Annotated in this window: 12 protein-coding genes and 1 pseudogene; 8 read left to right on the top strand and 5 right to left on the bottom strand. The window is 69.0% G+C overall.

Translation table 11 applies throughout. From position 1 onward, the window contains the following. Positions 1–176: 176 nt before the first annotated feature. The 5 genes and pseudogenes from AB0L33_RS34335 to AB0L33_RS34315 all read left to right on the top strand — a co-directional run. Positions 177–1,202, top strand: coding sequence for a bifunctional DNA primase/polymerase (locus tag AB0L33_RS34335; protein WP_365687616.1), 1,026 nt, complete (start codon positions 177–179; stop codon positions 1,200–1,202). Continuing rightward, entirely contained in the window at positions 1,199–2,737 is a 1,539-nt protein-coding gene (locus AB0L33_RS34330; RefSeq protein ID WP_365687614.1) for a phage/plasmid primase, P4 family, read from the top strand. Before AB0L33_RS34335 ends, AB0L33_RS34330 begins: the two co-directional genes overlap by 4 nt. Before the next feature lie 123 nt (positions 2,738–2,860). Next, positions 2,861–3,244, top strand: a complete 384-nt coding sequence (locus AB0L33_RS34325; RefSeq protein WP_365687613.1) for a DUF6009 family protein — start codon at positions 2,861–2,863, stop codon at positions 3,242–3,244. 228 nt (positions 3,245–3,472) lie between these two features. Then, positions 3,473–4,711 carry a ParA family protein gene (locus AB0L33_RS34320; RefSeq protein WP_365687611.1) on the top strand — a complete coding sequence of 413 codons (1,239 nt, stop codon included), beginning with the start codon at positions 3,473–3,475 and terminating at the stop codon, positions 4,709–4,711. Beyond that, positions 4,708–5,415: pseudogene (locus tag AB0L33_RS34315) on the top strand (ParB/RepB/Spo0J family partition protein); the annotation flags it as partial. The gene AB0L33_RS34320 and the pseudogene AB0L33_RS34315, both read left to right, overlap by 4 nt. Before the next feature lie 435 nt (positions 5,416–5,850). On the opposite strand, the gene AB0L33_RS34310 reads toward AB0L33_RS34315, so the two are convergent. From AB0L33_RS34310 to AB0L33_RS34290, 5 genes are all read right to left on the bottom strand, one after another. After that, positions 5,851–6,402, bottom strand: coding sequence for a carboxymuconolactone decarboxylase family protein (locus tag AB0L33_RS34310; RefSeq protein ID WP_365687609.1), 552 nt, complete (start codon positions 6,400–6,402; stop codon positions 5,851–5,853). A 58-nt stretch (positions 6,403–6,460) separates the two neighbouring features. Continuing rightward, a complete protein-coding gene (locus AB0L33_RS34305; protein ID WP_365687607.1) occupies positions 6,461–7,678 on the bottom strand; it encodes a putative PEP-binding protein in 1,218 nt (405 codons plus the stop codon). Further along, positions 7,679–9,580, bottom strand: coding sequence for an FAD/NAD(P)-binding protein (locus AB0L33_RS34300; protein WP_365687605.1), 1,902 nt, complete (start codon positions 9,578–9,580; stop codon positions 7,679–7,681). Positions 9,581–9,771: 191 nt separating this feature from the next. Continuing rightward, on the bottom strand, positions 9,772–9,924 hold the full coding sequence (locus AB0L33_RS34295) for a hypothetical protein (RefSeq protein ID WP_365687604.1): 153 nt from the start codon (positions 9,922–9,924) through the stop codon (positions 9,772–9,774). Positions 9,925–10,219: 295 nt separating this feature from the next. Continuing rightward, positions 10,220–10,516, bottom strand: a complete 297-nt coding sequence (locus AB0L33_RS34290) for a helix-turn-helix domain-containing protein (RefSeq protein WP_365687602.1) — start codon at positions 10,514–10,516, stop codon at positions 10,220–10,222. 145 nt (positions 10,517–10,661) lie between these two features. Here AB0L33_RS34290 and AB0L33_RS34285 point away from each other — a divergent pair, with 145 nt between their 5' ends. The 3 genes from AB0L33_RS34285 to AB0L33_RS34275 all read left to right on the top strand — a co-directional run bounded on the left by AB0L33_RS34285 (position 10,662) and on the right by AB0L33_RS34275 (position 12,594). Continuing rightward, positions 10,662–11,246, top strand: a complete 585-nt coding sequence (locus tag AB0L33_RS34285) for a carboxymuconolactone decarboxylase family protein (RefSeq protein WP_365687600.1) — start codon at positions 10,662–10,664, stop codon at positions 11,244–11,246. 48 nt (positions 11,247–11,294) lie between these two features. Continuing rightward, positions 11,295–11,606: an EthD family reductase gene (locus AB0L33_RS34280; protein WP_365687599.1), complete on the top strand. Its 312-nt coding sequence runs from the start codon at positions 11,295–11,297 to the stop codon at positions 11,604–11,606. A 115-nt stretch (positions 11,607–11,721) separates the two neighbouring features. Beyond that, positions 11,722–12,594 carry a PhzF family phenazine biosynthesis isomerase gene (locus AB0L33_RS34275; protein WP_365687597.1) on the top strand — a complete coding sequence of 291 codons (873 nt, stop codon included), beginning with the start codon at positions 11,722–11,724 and terminating at the stop codon, positions 12,592–12,594. Positions 12,595–14,125 lie beyond the last annotated feature (1,531 nt).

The following is a 14,125-nucleotide window of genomic DNA, read 5'->3' as shown; positions in this document are numbered from 1 at the left end:
AGTCCCTTCAGTCCCTCAGTCTGGCAGTGAAGCCACTCTGACCTGGGATTTCTCTGGAGGGACTGAATCGTTCAGGACTGGACAACCTGTTGGCCCCTCGGCAAGGACGAATCAGCGTGCCGCGTCAAAGAGAGACCAGTGGCCCGCGTGCGGCGGGACCCACGAGTCCCTTCGACATGGCCCGTTGGTGTGCGGCGAACGGCTGGCCCGTCCACCCCTTGGCCGTCGGCCGCAAGACCCCCGCGGGCAACTGCCCGGCCTGCCGCGAGGACCCCCACCGCCCGGCGGACTGCCCCTGCCTGCCTGCGGGCAAGTGGTGTCACGGCTTCCACGCCGCGACCACCGACCCGGAACGCCTGGCCGCCTGGTGGGGTGTCAACCCCAAGCTCGGCGTCGGCGTCTCGTGCGGCCCGGCCCGCCTCGTCGTACTGGACATCGACGCACACAGTGCCGAAGTCCCGCACCGCGACCGGCTCCTGCCCGGCATCCCGATCCACGAGAGCGTCAACCTCACCGGCCTGGCCTCCGGCTTCGACACCCTCGCCCTGCTCGCCGCGCTGCGCGGCCACCCCAGCCCCGCGGACGACGAGGCCACCCTGCGCGTCCGCACCCCCTCGGGCGGCCTCCACATCTGGTACCGCACCACCCCCGACGGACCGAGCTACCGTTCGTCCGTGGGCTCCAGCCCCAAAGTCGCCCTGGCCTGGCAGGTCGACGTCCGGGCCACCGGCGGCTACATCGTCACCCCGGCCACCCGCACCCCCTCGGGCACCTACACCCCCGTCGGCCCGGCCCGCATGCCCGCCCCCCTCCCCGACTGGCTCGCGGCCGAACTCCAGCGCACCGGCCACACACCGGGCCCCGAGCCCGTACGGGTTCCCGCGCCCCGCCCCGTACGCGCGACTCGTGCCGCCCAGGGCACCCCGCGCGCGCTCCGGGTGCTGGAGCCCCTGCTTGCCGAGGTCCGGGCCTGCGCGGCGGCCTCCGAGGGCACCGCGTTCACCGAGAAACTCAACCGGGCCGCCTACACCGCGGGCGGCCTCGTCGCCGCCGGGCGCCTCGCCGAGCCCCGTGCCCAGCTCCTGCTCACCGAAGCGGCCGACGCCGCGCGCCCTCACCGTCATCGGCACAGCCTCACCGTCATCGCCTCAGCCCTGTCCGCCGGCGCAGCCCGCCCGCTCGATCCCGAAGGACGCCCATGAGCAGCGCCGACAGCAGCCCGCGCTTCGACGCCACTGCCGCAGCGCAGCAGATGCTCGCCCTCGAAGCCGAGGGCGGCCTTCCCGGCCTGCCCGCCCAGCAGAACGCCTCCGCGGTCAGCGAACCGGCCCCGCCCGAGGGCCGCCTGCCCTCCCTCCTGACCGACCGGGGCAACGCCAAGCTGTTCGCCATGATGTTCGGCGACCAGTTCCGGCACGTCGAGGGCCTGGGCTGGTACCACTGGGACCAGTACCGCTGGAAGCGCACCGGCGGCGAGAAGGCCGCGGTCTGGGCGGCTGGAGACCTGGCCGAGCAGATGCCTCCCACCGATCCCACCGGCCAGTTCACGGACCGCGAAGTGCGTGCACACCGCCGCCGCTCCATGTCGACTCCCGGCATCAAGGCCATGCTCACGCAGGCGAAGGCGTCCCCCGCCCTAGCCCTGGACCCGGACGTCCTGGACGGCGACCCCTACGCCCTGTGCACCCCGGCCGGGGTCGTGGACCTCCACACCGGGAACCTGCGCAAGCCCGATCCGGAGGGCGACATGCACTCCCGGGCCACGAGCGTCGCGCCGGAGAAGACGCCGACGCCTCGCTGGCACCGGTTCCTGCACGACACGTTCGGCGACGACGCCAAGGGCGAGGAGACGATCCACTTCCTCCACCTGCTCCTCGGCTACTCCGTCACGGGCGACGTCGGCGCGCAGGTGCTCCCGTTCCTGTACGGGACCGGCGCGAACGGCAAGTCCGTACTGCTCGACGTGATGACGCAGATCCTCGGCGACTACGCGCAGGCGGCCCCGCCTGGCTTCCTCATGGAGAAGGGCAAGTTCTCCGAGCACTCCACGGAGCTCACCGAGCTGCACGGCCGGCGGATCGTCGTCTGCTCGGAGCTCAAGCCGAACGACAAGTTCGACGAGTCCCGGGTGAAGCTGCTGACCGGCGGCGACCGCATCATGGCCCGCCGCATGAGGCAGGACTTCTTCAGCTTCAACCCGACCCACAAGCTCTGGCTGCTCGGCAACCACCGCCCCGAAGTCGGCACCGGCGGTCACGCGTTCTGGCGGCGCATCCGCCTCATTCCGTTCGAACGCGTCGTTCCGGCAGCCCGCAAGATCGACAACCTCGCCAAGGAGCTCGTCCAGAGCGAGGGCCCCGGCATCCTGCAGTGGCTCATCGAGGGCGCCAAGCTCTACCTGGCCACTCGCGACCCGCTGGACGGCCCCGCCACGGTCCGCTCGGCCACCGCCGCCTATGCCACCACCGAGGACCACATCGGGCGCTTCCTCGCCGAGTGCTGCACCACCCACACCGCGGACCTCCGCGTGGAACAGGGACTGCTGTACGCCGCGTACAGCAGCTGGTGCGGGGCGGGCGAAGGCATCCGGCCGGCCACGGCCCGCGCGTTCGCGACCCGGGTCCGCCAGGAACTCTCCCTCGCCTCGCCCGCCGACATGATGAAGTCCAGCGGCAAGAAGTACTACCCCGGCCTGGGACTCCTCACCGACGACGACTCCAGGACCGGCCATGCCTGACGTACGCACCCGGCACACACCCGCCGGTCCGGCCTACCATGAACACGGTGCCCCCACCAGGGAACGTGCTCACACCCACCCCGGCCTCTTCCCGGCCGGCCGACACACAAAGGGGCTGCAGCCATGAGCTCGCTGCTGAACGAGAGCGACCTCCACCACGAGAACGCCGTGGTCTGGCTGGAGAACCCCGACAACCTCGACTACGTACGCCAGGCGCTCGACAAGACCACCCGCCGCCGCGGAAAGCCCCGCTACGAACGCGACGGACGCATGGTCGGTTACACCGAGCTGGAGGCCCACACCGAGGCCGACCCCGACAGCGGTCTCCACCTGCGCCGGGTCTTCTTCCTGCTCCCCCACGACCGCGACGCCGACCCCGACGGTCCGTACCACGAGGGCGCCCCGGGCGAGGCCGTCGACCCGAGCACGATCGAGCCGAAGCGGGTCGGAGACAAGACACCCCGTTCGCAACGCGGCCTTGCCGCGACATCGGAGACCGGTAGCTGACGGGGTGGGGGGATCATTACGCCGTAATAATCCCCCCACCCCCACCCCCACCCTCCTCCGCCGATCTATTACGCCGTAATAACCGCACCGGCCCCCGCTCCCAAGACTCCCGAGCCCGGCTCCCCCACCACCCAGGAGCCGGGCTCTTGAGTGACCCTCAAAACAAAAGCAGTCAGAACTAACGCGTCGATACCGAAAAGGATCATCGGAGTTAGTAAGGTGGCTGCCATGACTTCGCCCTCCCTCGGCGACCGCGAGAAGGTCGTCTCCAAGCTGCCCCCGGTACTGCAACAGGACCTGAAAATCCGGGCCGCCCAGCACAACATCGACATCCAGCACGCCGTCGAAGCAGGCATCGAGGCATGGCGACGGCTCGGCTCCAACCTCTCCCCCATCGACACCGCCGGTGCCAAGTCCTTCGCCACCTTCCTGCCTGACGGCCAGTGGGACGGCTTCCGCGCCGACTGCGCGTCCAGGGGCGTCTCCCTCATCCAGGGCCTCGCCCAGTCCGTCGTGATGTGGCTGGAGAAGAACCCGGCGCCCACCGTCGTACGCCCCGAGCACCCGAAGCGCATCATCACCTGCAACCAGAAGGGCGGCGTCGGCAAGACCGCCATCGCCGCGGGCACCGGTGAAGCACTCGCCGAGGACCCGGGCGCGCTCCATCCGGTCCGCATCTCCAAGCACTTCGCGGCCGCCCTCGCCGAGGACGAAGACCCCTCGCCCCTCGATTACGAAGACCTCCCCGGACTCGGACTGCGCGTCCTCCTCGTGGACTTCGACCCCCAGTGCCACCTCACCAAGCAGCTCGGGCACCAGCCGTTGCCCATCGAGGGCGACAGCCTGACCAAGCACATGGCCGGAGAGGCCAAAGGCAGCCTCGCCGATCTCGTCGTCCCCATCGAGGACCCCCGTTTCGGCGACCGCCTCCACCTGCTGCCCGCCTGCACCGACGCCTTCCTCCTCGACGTCAAGCTCTCCGGGGTCCGAGCCCGCGAAGCAGCTCTGGAACGCGCCCTGTCCGCGATCGAGGCCGACTACGACGCCGTCATCATCGACTGCCCGCCGAGCCTCGGCCTCAGCATGGACGCCGCCGCCTACTACGGCCGCCGACGCCAGGGCGAAGCCCCGGGCAACTCCGGCGTCCTGGTCGTCGTCCAGGCCGAGGACAGCTCCGCCGACGCCTACGGCCTCCTCACCTCCCAGATCGAGGACCTCCGCGACGACATGCACCTCGAACTCGACTACCTCGGCATCGTCGTCAACCACTACGACGCCCGCCGCGGCTACATCGCCACCTCGTCCCTCAACTCCTGGATGGACATAAAGGACCCGAGGGTCGTCGGCGTCATCGGTGACCTCAAGGAACAGAAGGAGGCCGTACGCGTGAAACAGCCCCTGCTCGCCTACTCCCCCCGCTGCGACCAGGCCGTCGGCCTGCGCGCCCTCGCCCGGGAGATCTCATGAGCAAGGCATCCCGGCTCGGCGCCGGTTCCTCCTTCGGCCAGACCCAGTCCATCAGCGCCCGCCGCGCCGCCATCAACCAGGTCGCCGCCGCCCCCACCGAGGGCGCCCCGCCCCCCGTCGAGCTCCCCGTCGACACCATCAGCCTCAACCCCGACAACCCGAGGTCCGACCTCGGTGACCTCACCGACCTCGCCAACAGCCTCCGCGACCACGGCCAGAAGACCGCGATCAGCATCATGGGCCGCTTCGCCTACCTCGAAGGCAACCCGGGCCGCGAGGACGACCTCGAACCCGGCACCAAGTACGTCGTCATCGACGGCAACTCCCGCCTCGCCGCCTCCCGCGAAGCCGGCCTCACCCAGATCAAGGTGATGCTGGACGACAAGCTGGGCAGCAACCCCGACGAGATACTGGAATCGGCCCTCGTCGCCAACATCCACCGCCAGGAGCTCAACCACCTGGACGAGGCCAAGGCCCTGGAACAGCTCCTGAAGATCCACGGCACCCAGGAAGCCCTCGCCGCCCGCCTCCACCGCTCCCAGGGCTGGGTCTCCCAGCGCCTCGCGCTGCTGACGCTGACCCCCGCACTCAAGGAGAAGCTCCAGTCGGGCGAGGAATCCGCGGCCACACTCCGCCTGGTCGGCAAGAAGAAGGCCGAGGACCAGGAGGCCCACCTGGAACACCTGAAGGCCACCAGGAGCCAGAAGCCGCGCACCCCCAAGCAGAAGCGGCAGCCCCCAGCGGAGCCCCCGACCCGCCTGCCCTCCACAGACGCCTACACCCTGGCGAGCTTGATCATCGAAGAGCTCGACGTCTCGTCCCGCCGCAAGCTCACCGAGCTGCTCGTGGACTTCAAGATCGAAGAGTCGAAGCGGATGAGGGCGGAGAAGTAGCCGCCGCACGGGGCGGGGTGCGCACTATTACGACGTAATAATGCGCACCCCGCCCTTCACCTATTACGGCGTAATATCCGGGCGGCGTGGTGCGTGACCGCCTCACCTAGCCGGGGGAGACCCCCCGCCCACGAGGACCAGGCCCGGACACTCGCAGTATTACGCCGTAATAATCCGCACGCGCCGACAGACGCGGGGGACCCCCTCGCGGCGGCGGGACCGGCGAACGACCAACGCCCGAACGGTTCAGGCCGGGACGTCCACGGCGCGACCGTAGCCCACGGTCGTGATCCGGTGGGCAGATTCGAGGTAGTAGTCGTCGGACACCGGCAGCGCGGTGTCCAGGCAGCTGACGTAGCGGTTGAACATGCAGAAGGACGCCGCGATCAGCACGGTGTCGTGCAGGTCCGCGTCGCTCGCGCCCGCCCGTCGGGCCTCCGCCACCGCCTCGGTGGAGACGGCCCGGGCCGCTGCCTGCACCTCGGCAGCCACCGCGAGCAGCGCGCGCAGCTTGGCATCGATGGGGGCGGTCGCCGGGTCGGCGAGGACCGCGTCGACCAGCTTCTGTCCCTCCGCCAGCTGCGCGGCGGCGAAGGCGGCGTGGGATCCGGCGCAGAACGGGGTGCGGTTGAGGTGGGAGACGTACGCGGCGATCAGCTCCCGCTCGCCCTGGGGGAGCGAGGCGGGAGCGCGCAGCAGGGTCTCGGCGAGGTGGTTCAGCGGCGCGGCGGTGTCCGGCCGGTTGGCCATTAGCCCGGTGATGCCGGGGAGGTCGTTGTCCAGCGAGATGTGCGTCATGGAAGCCCTTTCACGGAGAGGTCGGATGTGGGACGGCGCAGCGCATGGGGTGGGGCCTTCAGGTGGGGGAGAGGAGCAGCTGCCGGAGCTCCGCTGTGCACATCATGTAGCCGTCGGGCGTGGGCAGATGTGCGAGGTAGTGCTCGAGGTCCGATGCCAGGGAGAAGACCCGTACCGGCGTGCCCGCGGCACGGGCGGACTCCACGACACTGCGCACACCGTCCAGGACAGAGGGATGGCGGGTGCGGTAGGAATCGGCGACCAAATGGTTACCCCGGTCGGCGGCAAGGTAGAACTGCACCAGGTCTTTGAGGCCCACGAAGAGCTCGCTGGCGCCGGCGGCACACAGCGCGGAAGTGGCGTGGACGGCCGAGGGCGTTTCGACGAACGCGGACAGGGGCGTTCCGTCGGGTAATGCCAGGTGATCTCTGAGCTGCGCGAACTCCGTTTCGTCGCTGACGAACGGCACCGACAGCCACACTCGTTCCGCCTCGTCGTCGAGGCGCTTGCGCAGCGTCGCCAGCACCGTGTGGAGGGAGTCACGGTAGGCGGTGGAGCTGCGGAGCCATCGCGCGCCGTGCATGCCCATCTCGGGGTTGGGCTCGACTGCGACGGGGGCGGTCTCGGTGACGTCGGCCGCGTGATCGGAACGCAGGTCGAGCATCCGCAGGACGAGTCGCTGGCCGGGCAGAAGCTCCTTGACGAAGTCGCAGAGGCGCTCCCCGATGGCCTGCCCGTAGGCGGTGACGGCCGCGGCGTCACCGGCCATGGCGTCAAGCGGGCGCAGCCCAAGCGCAAGGCAGAGGAACTCTTCCCGGATGAAGAAGGACTCCACGTGTGAGGCGTTGGGGCCGCAGGAGTTGACGGCTGTGATGTCCTGCAGGTCCGCGATGACGGCACACGCCGAACCAATGGCGTCCAGGGCGGAGTTGACGGTCCCGGGCGGGGAGGCCGTTCGCGGCGCGACGACGATCGACGCGCTCTCCAAGTAGAGCGTCACCTCGCCGGCCAGATCGGCGAGGTCTGCCTCGTCCACGCGCAGGACTGGAATTCCCCTGCCGCGGCACAGGGACTGCATGTGACCGGTGAGACCGCCGGAGCCGCACACCACGGCCCGTGCGGCCACGATGGCATCGTAGAGGCCCGCTTCCAGCGAAGACGCGACGAGGATGGCCCCCTCCTGTGCGCTTCGCGTCCGGTTGCAGGTGCCTCGGAGAACATTCTCGGACCCGCCGGCCAGCAGAGTGCCCAGAATCCGTCGCCCGTTCCCGTTCAACTAGTCCTCCGGATGTTCGGTATTCTCCAACCCCAATTGCCGACGCAGCTGCCGTGGTGTCACGGAGACGTCGTTGAGCCTGTCCACGGCCACCCGGTTGACGCACGCCCTGATCAGGCGCTCCTCGTGGGGGACGTCCGTCGGAAGTACGGGAAGACCGCCCATGGAGCGAATGCGGGCGTCCAGACGGGATTCCAGCGCTTCCCTCCTCTTGCGTTCACGGCTGGCGAGCCTCCGCACTTCCAGTTCCACAGACTCCTCCAGTGCTTCCCGAACCGCTTCCTCCGGGTTGCTGACATAGCTCCGGTACTGGGGGTGCCGTGCGGCAAGGTGGTGAAAACCGTCCCGGCGCAGTTCGAGCTGTTCGACGATGTGGGCGGCGACGGCGACGGAGTGGTTCTTGATGGCAGCGAGGTTGAACGCGAAGGCACCGGTCCGACCGTGTCTGACGATCTCGTCGCCCTCCCTCGGCACGCCGACGGCCGAGATCGGTCCGGCCGGATGACCGTTGGTGTCCAGCAGCGTTCCGCACGCGTCGACCTCCACGCCCCGTCCGGTACGGACGTGAGGGGTTGCGATGCCGTTCCGGACAAGGTTGCGCCAGAGCGGCTGCCCGGCCTTGGCGTAGTCGGACTCCCTGCCGAAGTTCGATACCACGAGGTCTGCCTCGAAGCTGTGCCGCTCGTGCTGTGCGGCCACGGAGACGGTCAGCCGCCCGGACGGCGCGGGGGTGATCTCCCGCACCCGGCCGAGGACCAGCTCCACGCGCCCGTCCTGAGGGTGCATCGCTCGCTCGATGATCTCCATGGTGTACGCCACGGCCCCGACCCGCAGGGCCGCGATGCCGGTGGAGAACTCGTCCAGCAGGCAGCGCAGTTCCTCGGTAGGAACACGGTCGATGGCCTCCGGCAGGTACGGCTCCCATGCTTTCGCGACCCGTTCGGAGACGATCACGGAGTCGATCTCGGGGTACCTGACCCTGACGGACGAGCATGCGTCCTGCCAAGCGGTCCTGACACGAGCGAGGAATTCCTCGCGCCCGCGATAGGGCTCCATCAGGATGTCGGGGCGCGGCAGCGGCACCACTCCGTGTTCGTGGGCGCCGGGGTAGGTGCGGAAAAGCGTTCCGGACCGGGAGATCATCCGCACGGGGCCGGTATGCCCGTTGCGCAGCAGCAGGCCCGCCGTGTCGTACGCGCTCAGCACGGAGCCGACGATGGCCACAGAGGCTTCGGCCGGGAGCGAGGTGAGTTTACGGATGGCGGAAGCGGAGTACGGGTTACGGACGAAGGAGGGATGATCCGCGACGCCGGCCGCGAAGGCAGGCTCTCTGAGTTCGAGCCCGGTGGCGAGTACGACGTGATCGGCTTCGAGCAGCAAGGTGTCGGCGAGAGGGCCTGGACGCAGTCCCTCGGCCACGTGGGGGGAGAGGCCTCTGACGGCCACCTCGAAGCCCCGGTCGCAGCGGTGCGCATCGAGCGCCTCGCCGTCCGCTTCGACGAGGACCACCCCGGAGCACGACTCGCGAACGGCCTCCGCCAGCCGGTCGCCGAGGTAATCCTGGAAGATGCGGCGGGGAGCGGGGCCCTGTTCGGTGAACGTCCAGGAGGCCCAGCGCCGAGGCCACTCCCGGCGGTCGGCCTCCTGGTTGGCCCAGTTGATGAAATCGAGCACATCTTCGCGGAACACCGACATCCGGCCCGCCTGGATATTGAAGACATGGTCCCAGGGATTTCCGTCCCGGTGGTAAGCCACCCCTGCCGAGCGGTAGTCCGCCCGCCGCTCCAGCAGGATGATCTCCAGCGGTCTTCTCGCGAAATGGAGCAGTCTGATCGCAGTGGCCGTGCCGGCCAGGCCCGCCCCCACGACAAGCACCCTGGGGCGCGCGCCCGTCCTGCTCATGAAGCCTCCCCGCCGCCCCAGGAGCACCCCGTGCCCCCGGCCGCTGCCTCTGCTGACTGGAAGTCCCCTGTGAAACGTCAACTAGCTGGAAATACGCAGGCGTTGTACGCATTTCTGACGCCGGAACAGGGCCGTGCACGATCGTGGCGCTGACGATACCCGAAGACACCGCACACTGAGCGGACCACCCATCACCCCGCCGGCCACCCGTAGCGGTTCTGGATCCCCTCCTCGAAGACGTCCGCCGTCGCGATCCGCTTGAGGCCAGTGGCCGAGTAGCCGTGCCGGCGGAACACCATCGCTGCTGCCCCCTGGATCCTGGCTCGCGTATCCGGTTGGCCCATTGCCTTCCACCTTGCACTGCCGTGACACCCACACCCGGCTTGCCGCAGCGTTCGACATCGGCCTGCGAAGCGATCAACATCTTCACGTCTGCCCACCGCAGGATGGAGAGGGGGTATCGCCGAGATACGGGTCAAAGGGGCATCCAGCCCGACGCGCACGACCCGAAGCCGGACGTCGACTTCACCCCTCTGCGCGTCGACGAGCCAGCGACCGAGGGGTTCTCGCAGGCCGCGCGAGCCCGTGTCCCGAGTCGGCGGCCGTCAGATCACCGCTCCACCTGGTCGGGCGTGACCTTCACGTCTCCGTGGGCGCCTGATCGTTGTGTTCCTGCTCCTGCGCCCAGGTGATCGCCCATTCGTCGAGCGGACGGAGGGCATCACGGAGTGCTGTCCCCAGCCGAGTCAGCTCGTAGCCATCGGCCGAGGGGGCGATGATCCCGCTCGATGCGAGTTCACGGAGCCGCTGGTAGAGGACGCTGGACGACAGCCCTTCGCACCGTGCCAGCAGCGCGCGGGCGCCGAGCGGGCCCTCACGCAGTTCCCAGAGAATGCGCAGCGCCCACCGACGGCCGAACAGGTCCATCGCGGCCATGAGGGGACGGCCGGTCGTCGATCCACGAACCGGTGTTCCTGGGCGCGGTGTCGGCATGCCCCTCCTAGTCCTTGCGTTTCGTTATTCGAAACACTAGCATCCACTCGGCGTTTCTGATTTCGAAACGAACTCGACGGGAGAGCCGATGTCGCGGATAGCCCTGCTGGACCCGCCGTACACCGACCAGGCCGGTGCACTGCTCGCGCGCATGATGCCCGGGGACGCCCCGCCGATCGGGCTGTTCCGGACGTTCGCCAGAAACATCCCCATGGCCGACGCCATGCTCGGGTGGGGTCGCTACGAGTTGGGCAGACAGCTGACCCTGACCATGCGGGAACGCGAGATCGTCATCGACCGGACGTGCGCGCTGTGCGGCTGCGAGTACGAGTGGGGCGTGCACATGATGACGTTCGCCGAGCGGGTCCGACTCACCCGTGAGCAGGCGGCATCCCTGGTGCACGGCGCCCCCGCCGACGAGTGCTGGACGTCCGAGAGGGAACGGCTGCTCATCCTCGCTGTCGATGCGCTGCACGAGCGTTCCGACATCGATGACGTGCTGTGGACACGGCTCGTGTCGGTCTTCGATGAACTCCAGCTACTCGATCTGCTTCTGCTGTGCGGGTGGTACCACGCCGTCAGCTTCGCCGCGCGCGCCACGCGCGTGCCGCACGAGCCCGGCGCGCCTCGCTTCGCCGACTTCCTCCCCATCACGACCAGGACCAACCGATGAGAGTCCTGTATTCCAAGCCCGCCGACCCTGATCTGGACGGAGGCCGTCATGCATAAGACGGTGGTCCTGTATCCCAAGCCTGCCGACCCTGACCACTTCCGCTACTACTACGTGAACAACCACCTTCCGCTGGTCATGGACTGGCCCGGCCTGCTTGCGTGGCGCTACAGCTTCGACGTGGCGGCGGCCAACGGAGAAGCGCCATACTTCGCGGTCTTCGAGGCCGACTTCGCTGACGCCGCCGCCCTGGCCGCGGCGCGGTCGTCGCCGCAAGGCCGGCGGCTGGCCGCCGATGTCGGCAACTACGCCACCGGCGGTTTGGTCGTTATCGACTATCCAGTGCAGGACGGCACCGGCTGAGGCAGGACGGCACGCTCCGGGACGCGCGTTCGGAGCGTGCCGTTGCGGCCAGGTCCCGGCTATCTCCGGAACGCCGTTCGCGGTTGCCGGTTCGTTGAGCGTCAAAGGTGGGCCGATGTCCTGGCCGGATGTCACGGTGGTTGATGCGTGCGTGCGGCGCGACGGCCGGGGTGGCAGCCCCACGGCCGTCACCGACGATGACCCGGCGGCGACGGACGCTGACCGGCGTGCGGTCGCCGCTGCGGCTGGCACCTCGCACGCGGCGTTCCTCGGCCCGGGGCGGACGCCGGACGGTGGCTGGCCGGTCCGGTTCTTCACCGCCACCGCCGAACTGTCCAGCTGCGGCCACGGCACCGTTGCCGCGCAGGCCATCCGATTGACCCGCACCGCGCTGGGCGAGCTGAACGACCGCCAACACACCGGCGGGCGCACCCTCGACACCGTCGCGATCCGCCGCCCCGCCGGCATCGAGGTGTGGTTCGACCAGGGCCTCGTCGCGCTGCGACACCCGGCACCGGACGAGCGCGCCGCGATCGTCGCCGCGCTCGGGCTCACCGCCGACGATCCGCATCCGACCAACGCGCCACGGATCGCCGCGCCCGACGCACCACGCATACTGGTACCCGTCCGCGACCGGTCGGCGCTGCTGCGGGTCCGCCCACACTTCGGCAGGCTGACAGCGGCGTGCCGGCGGTACGGGCTCCTCGGCTGTTTCGTGTACGTATCGCCGGTGGGCGACCGGCCGGGTGCGGCGCGGATGTTCGCGCCGGCGATGGGTGTCGACGAGGACGTCGCCAACGCCAACAGCACCGGCTGCCTGGCCGCCCACCTGCTTGACACGACAGGGGCGCAGACGGTCGCGATCGAGGTGGAGCAGGGCGACACCCTCGGTCGACCGGCCAGCGTGCGCGCTTCGGCCCGACGCGGGCCGGCGGGTATCACGACCCGGATCGGCGGGTTGGCGGTGGTACGCGGCTTTCACAAATGAGTAGTTCTGAGAGATCACGGACTCCCGCCGGGCCGTGTCCGGTTTGCCCCTGATCTTCGTTCTCATAACCTCTCGCAGAACAGCTTTCGCGCAAAGCCCCTCGCGATAGGTTCTGCGACATGCCAGAGCTCGCCGAACCGGCCGCCGTCGTCGAACAGTTCGACCGCTCCACCTGTGAGGTGCCCGCCGGAAGCACCTGCCGCACCCGCGGCGGCAAGGTCGCCCCGAAGTACCACACCCCGCGTTCATGCTCGTCCCCCAACTCCGCGCCGAGCTCGAAGTCCGCACCCCGGCCGATCGTGGCCCTGGCCGCGCGGGGGAGATGGGCCCAGCGATCGACGCCACCGTCCCCGAGACCGCTACGAAGCCCACGAGAGTGGGGTACGCGCGTTGCAGTACCGCCCAGCAAGAACAAGGGACAGCGCCCCTCAGTCGCCACGGTCTACCGAATCCTCGCCGAAGCAGACGAGCCCGACGGCACAGCCTGAACCCCTTCAGGGCTTCAAGATCAACTCATTGCCCCCTTTGACCCGTATCTCGGCGATGCCCAGAGAGAGCTCACTGTCTCCTATCCGCGGGTGGTCGGATCCCCAGTACTACCGCGGCGGTGCTTGTAGCGTCGAGCCCGCCCCGCCGTTGTCCTTGCCGTCGTGCTCGGTGAGCGGCTCAGCACGACACTTGTCCTCGGATCGATCCTGCTGCTTACGGCCGTCGATGTTCTGGCGCGCGACGCAGAGCAACGACCTATGGTGCCGACCACCTGACCGCAGTTCGACCGCCTGTCGCGCCGCTAAGCGGTCGTCAAGGGGCACTGCCGTGGATGGCGGATTGGGTCTGGTCTTGTGGCCCAGGGCCAATACTCCACGTCCGTGTTCTGCCGAGCTCGGCGACGGCCGAAGGCAGTCGCGTTGCTGGACGGCTGTTGGCGATGTACCGGCCCGTGGCCGATACGCCTGCTCCTTGGGCGGCACAGGCGTCAAGGGATGAACGTCCCGGTCCTCACCGACCGGTTCGGCCACCCCGATGCGGGAACGCCGGTTCGAATCTGGGTACCGGTCACCACTTTGGACACGAGCTGCAGAGGGCCGGCCCGGGAGTATGGTCGCGCTCATTCGGGGAGGTCATACGAGTCCAGTTTGTATCTCGACAGCAAAAAGAAACATAGAAGTGTCCGATGTCAGGACTAGCCGGGTGCTGGTGGGCGAGGAGGGCTTCATCCAGGTCCAGGTCCGCTACTTGCTTGGGGGTGTTGCGGAGTAGGCCCGGGCCTGGGGGTGGAGCGAAGCGGAATCCCTGACGGCCAGCCACGAAGTGGCAGGCCGTCAGGGCATCGCGAAGCGATGCCCGTTCACTGCGTTCACGGAGCGAAGCGGAGTGAACGCCCGCGCTTCGCGCGGACCGGGGAGCGAAGCGAGCCGGCTCCACAGCCCCTGGAGCGAAGCGGAAGGGGCGCGCCAAGCGAAGCGCGGCGCTTCGCTTGCTCATCGCGCAGCGAGAACGGAAGAGCGACTGGAAGGGAAACTAAGAAGAC

The organism is Streptomyces sp. NPDC052299, from assembly GCF_040679335.1.
Classification (GTDB): Bacteria; Actinomycetota; Actinomycetes; order Streptomycetales; family Streptomycetaceae; genus Streptomyces.
Note: the sequence above shows the minus strand (reverse complement) of the source record. Positions and strands in the feature narration are given on the sequence as shown.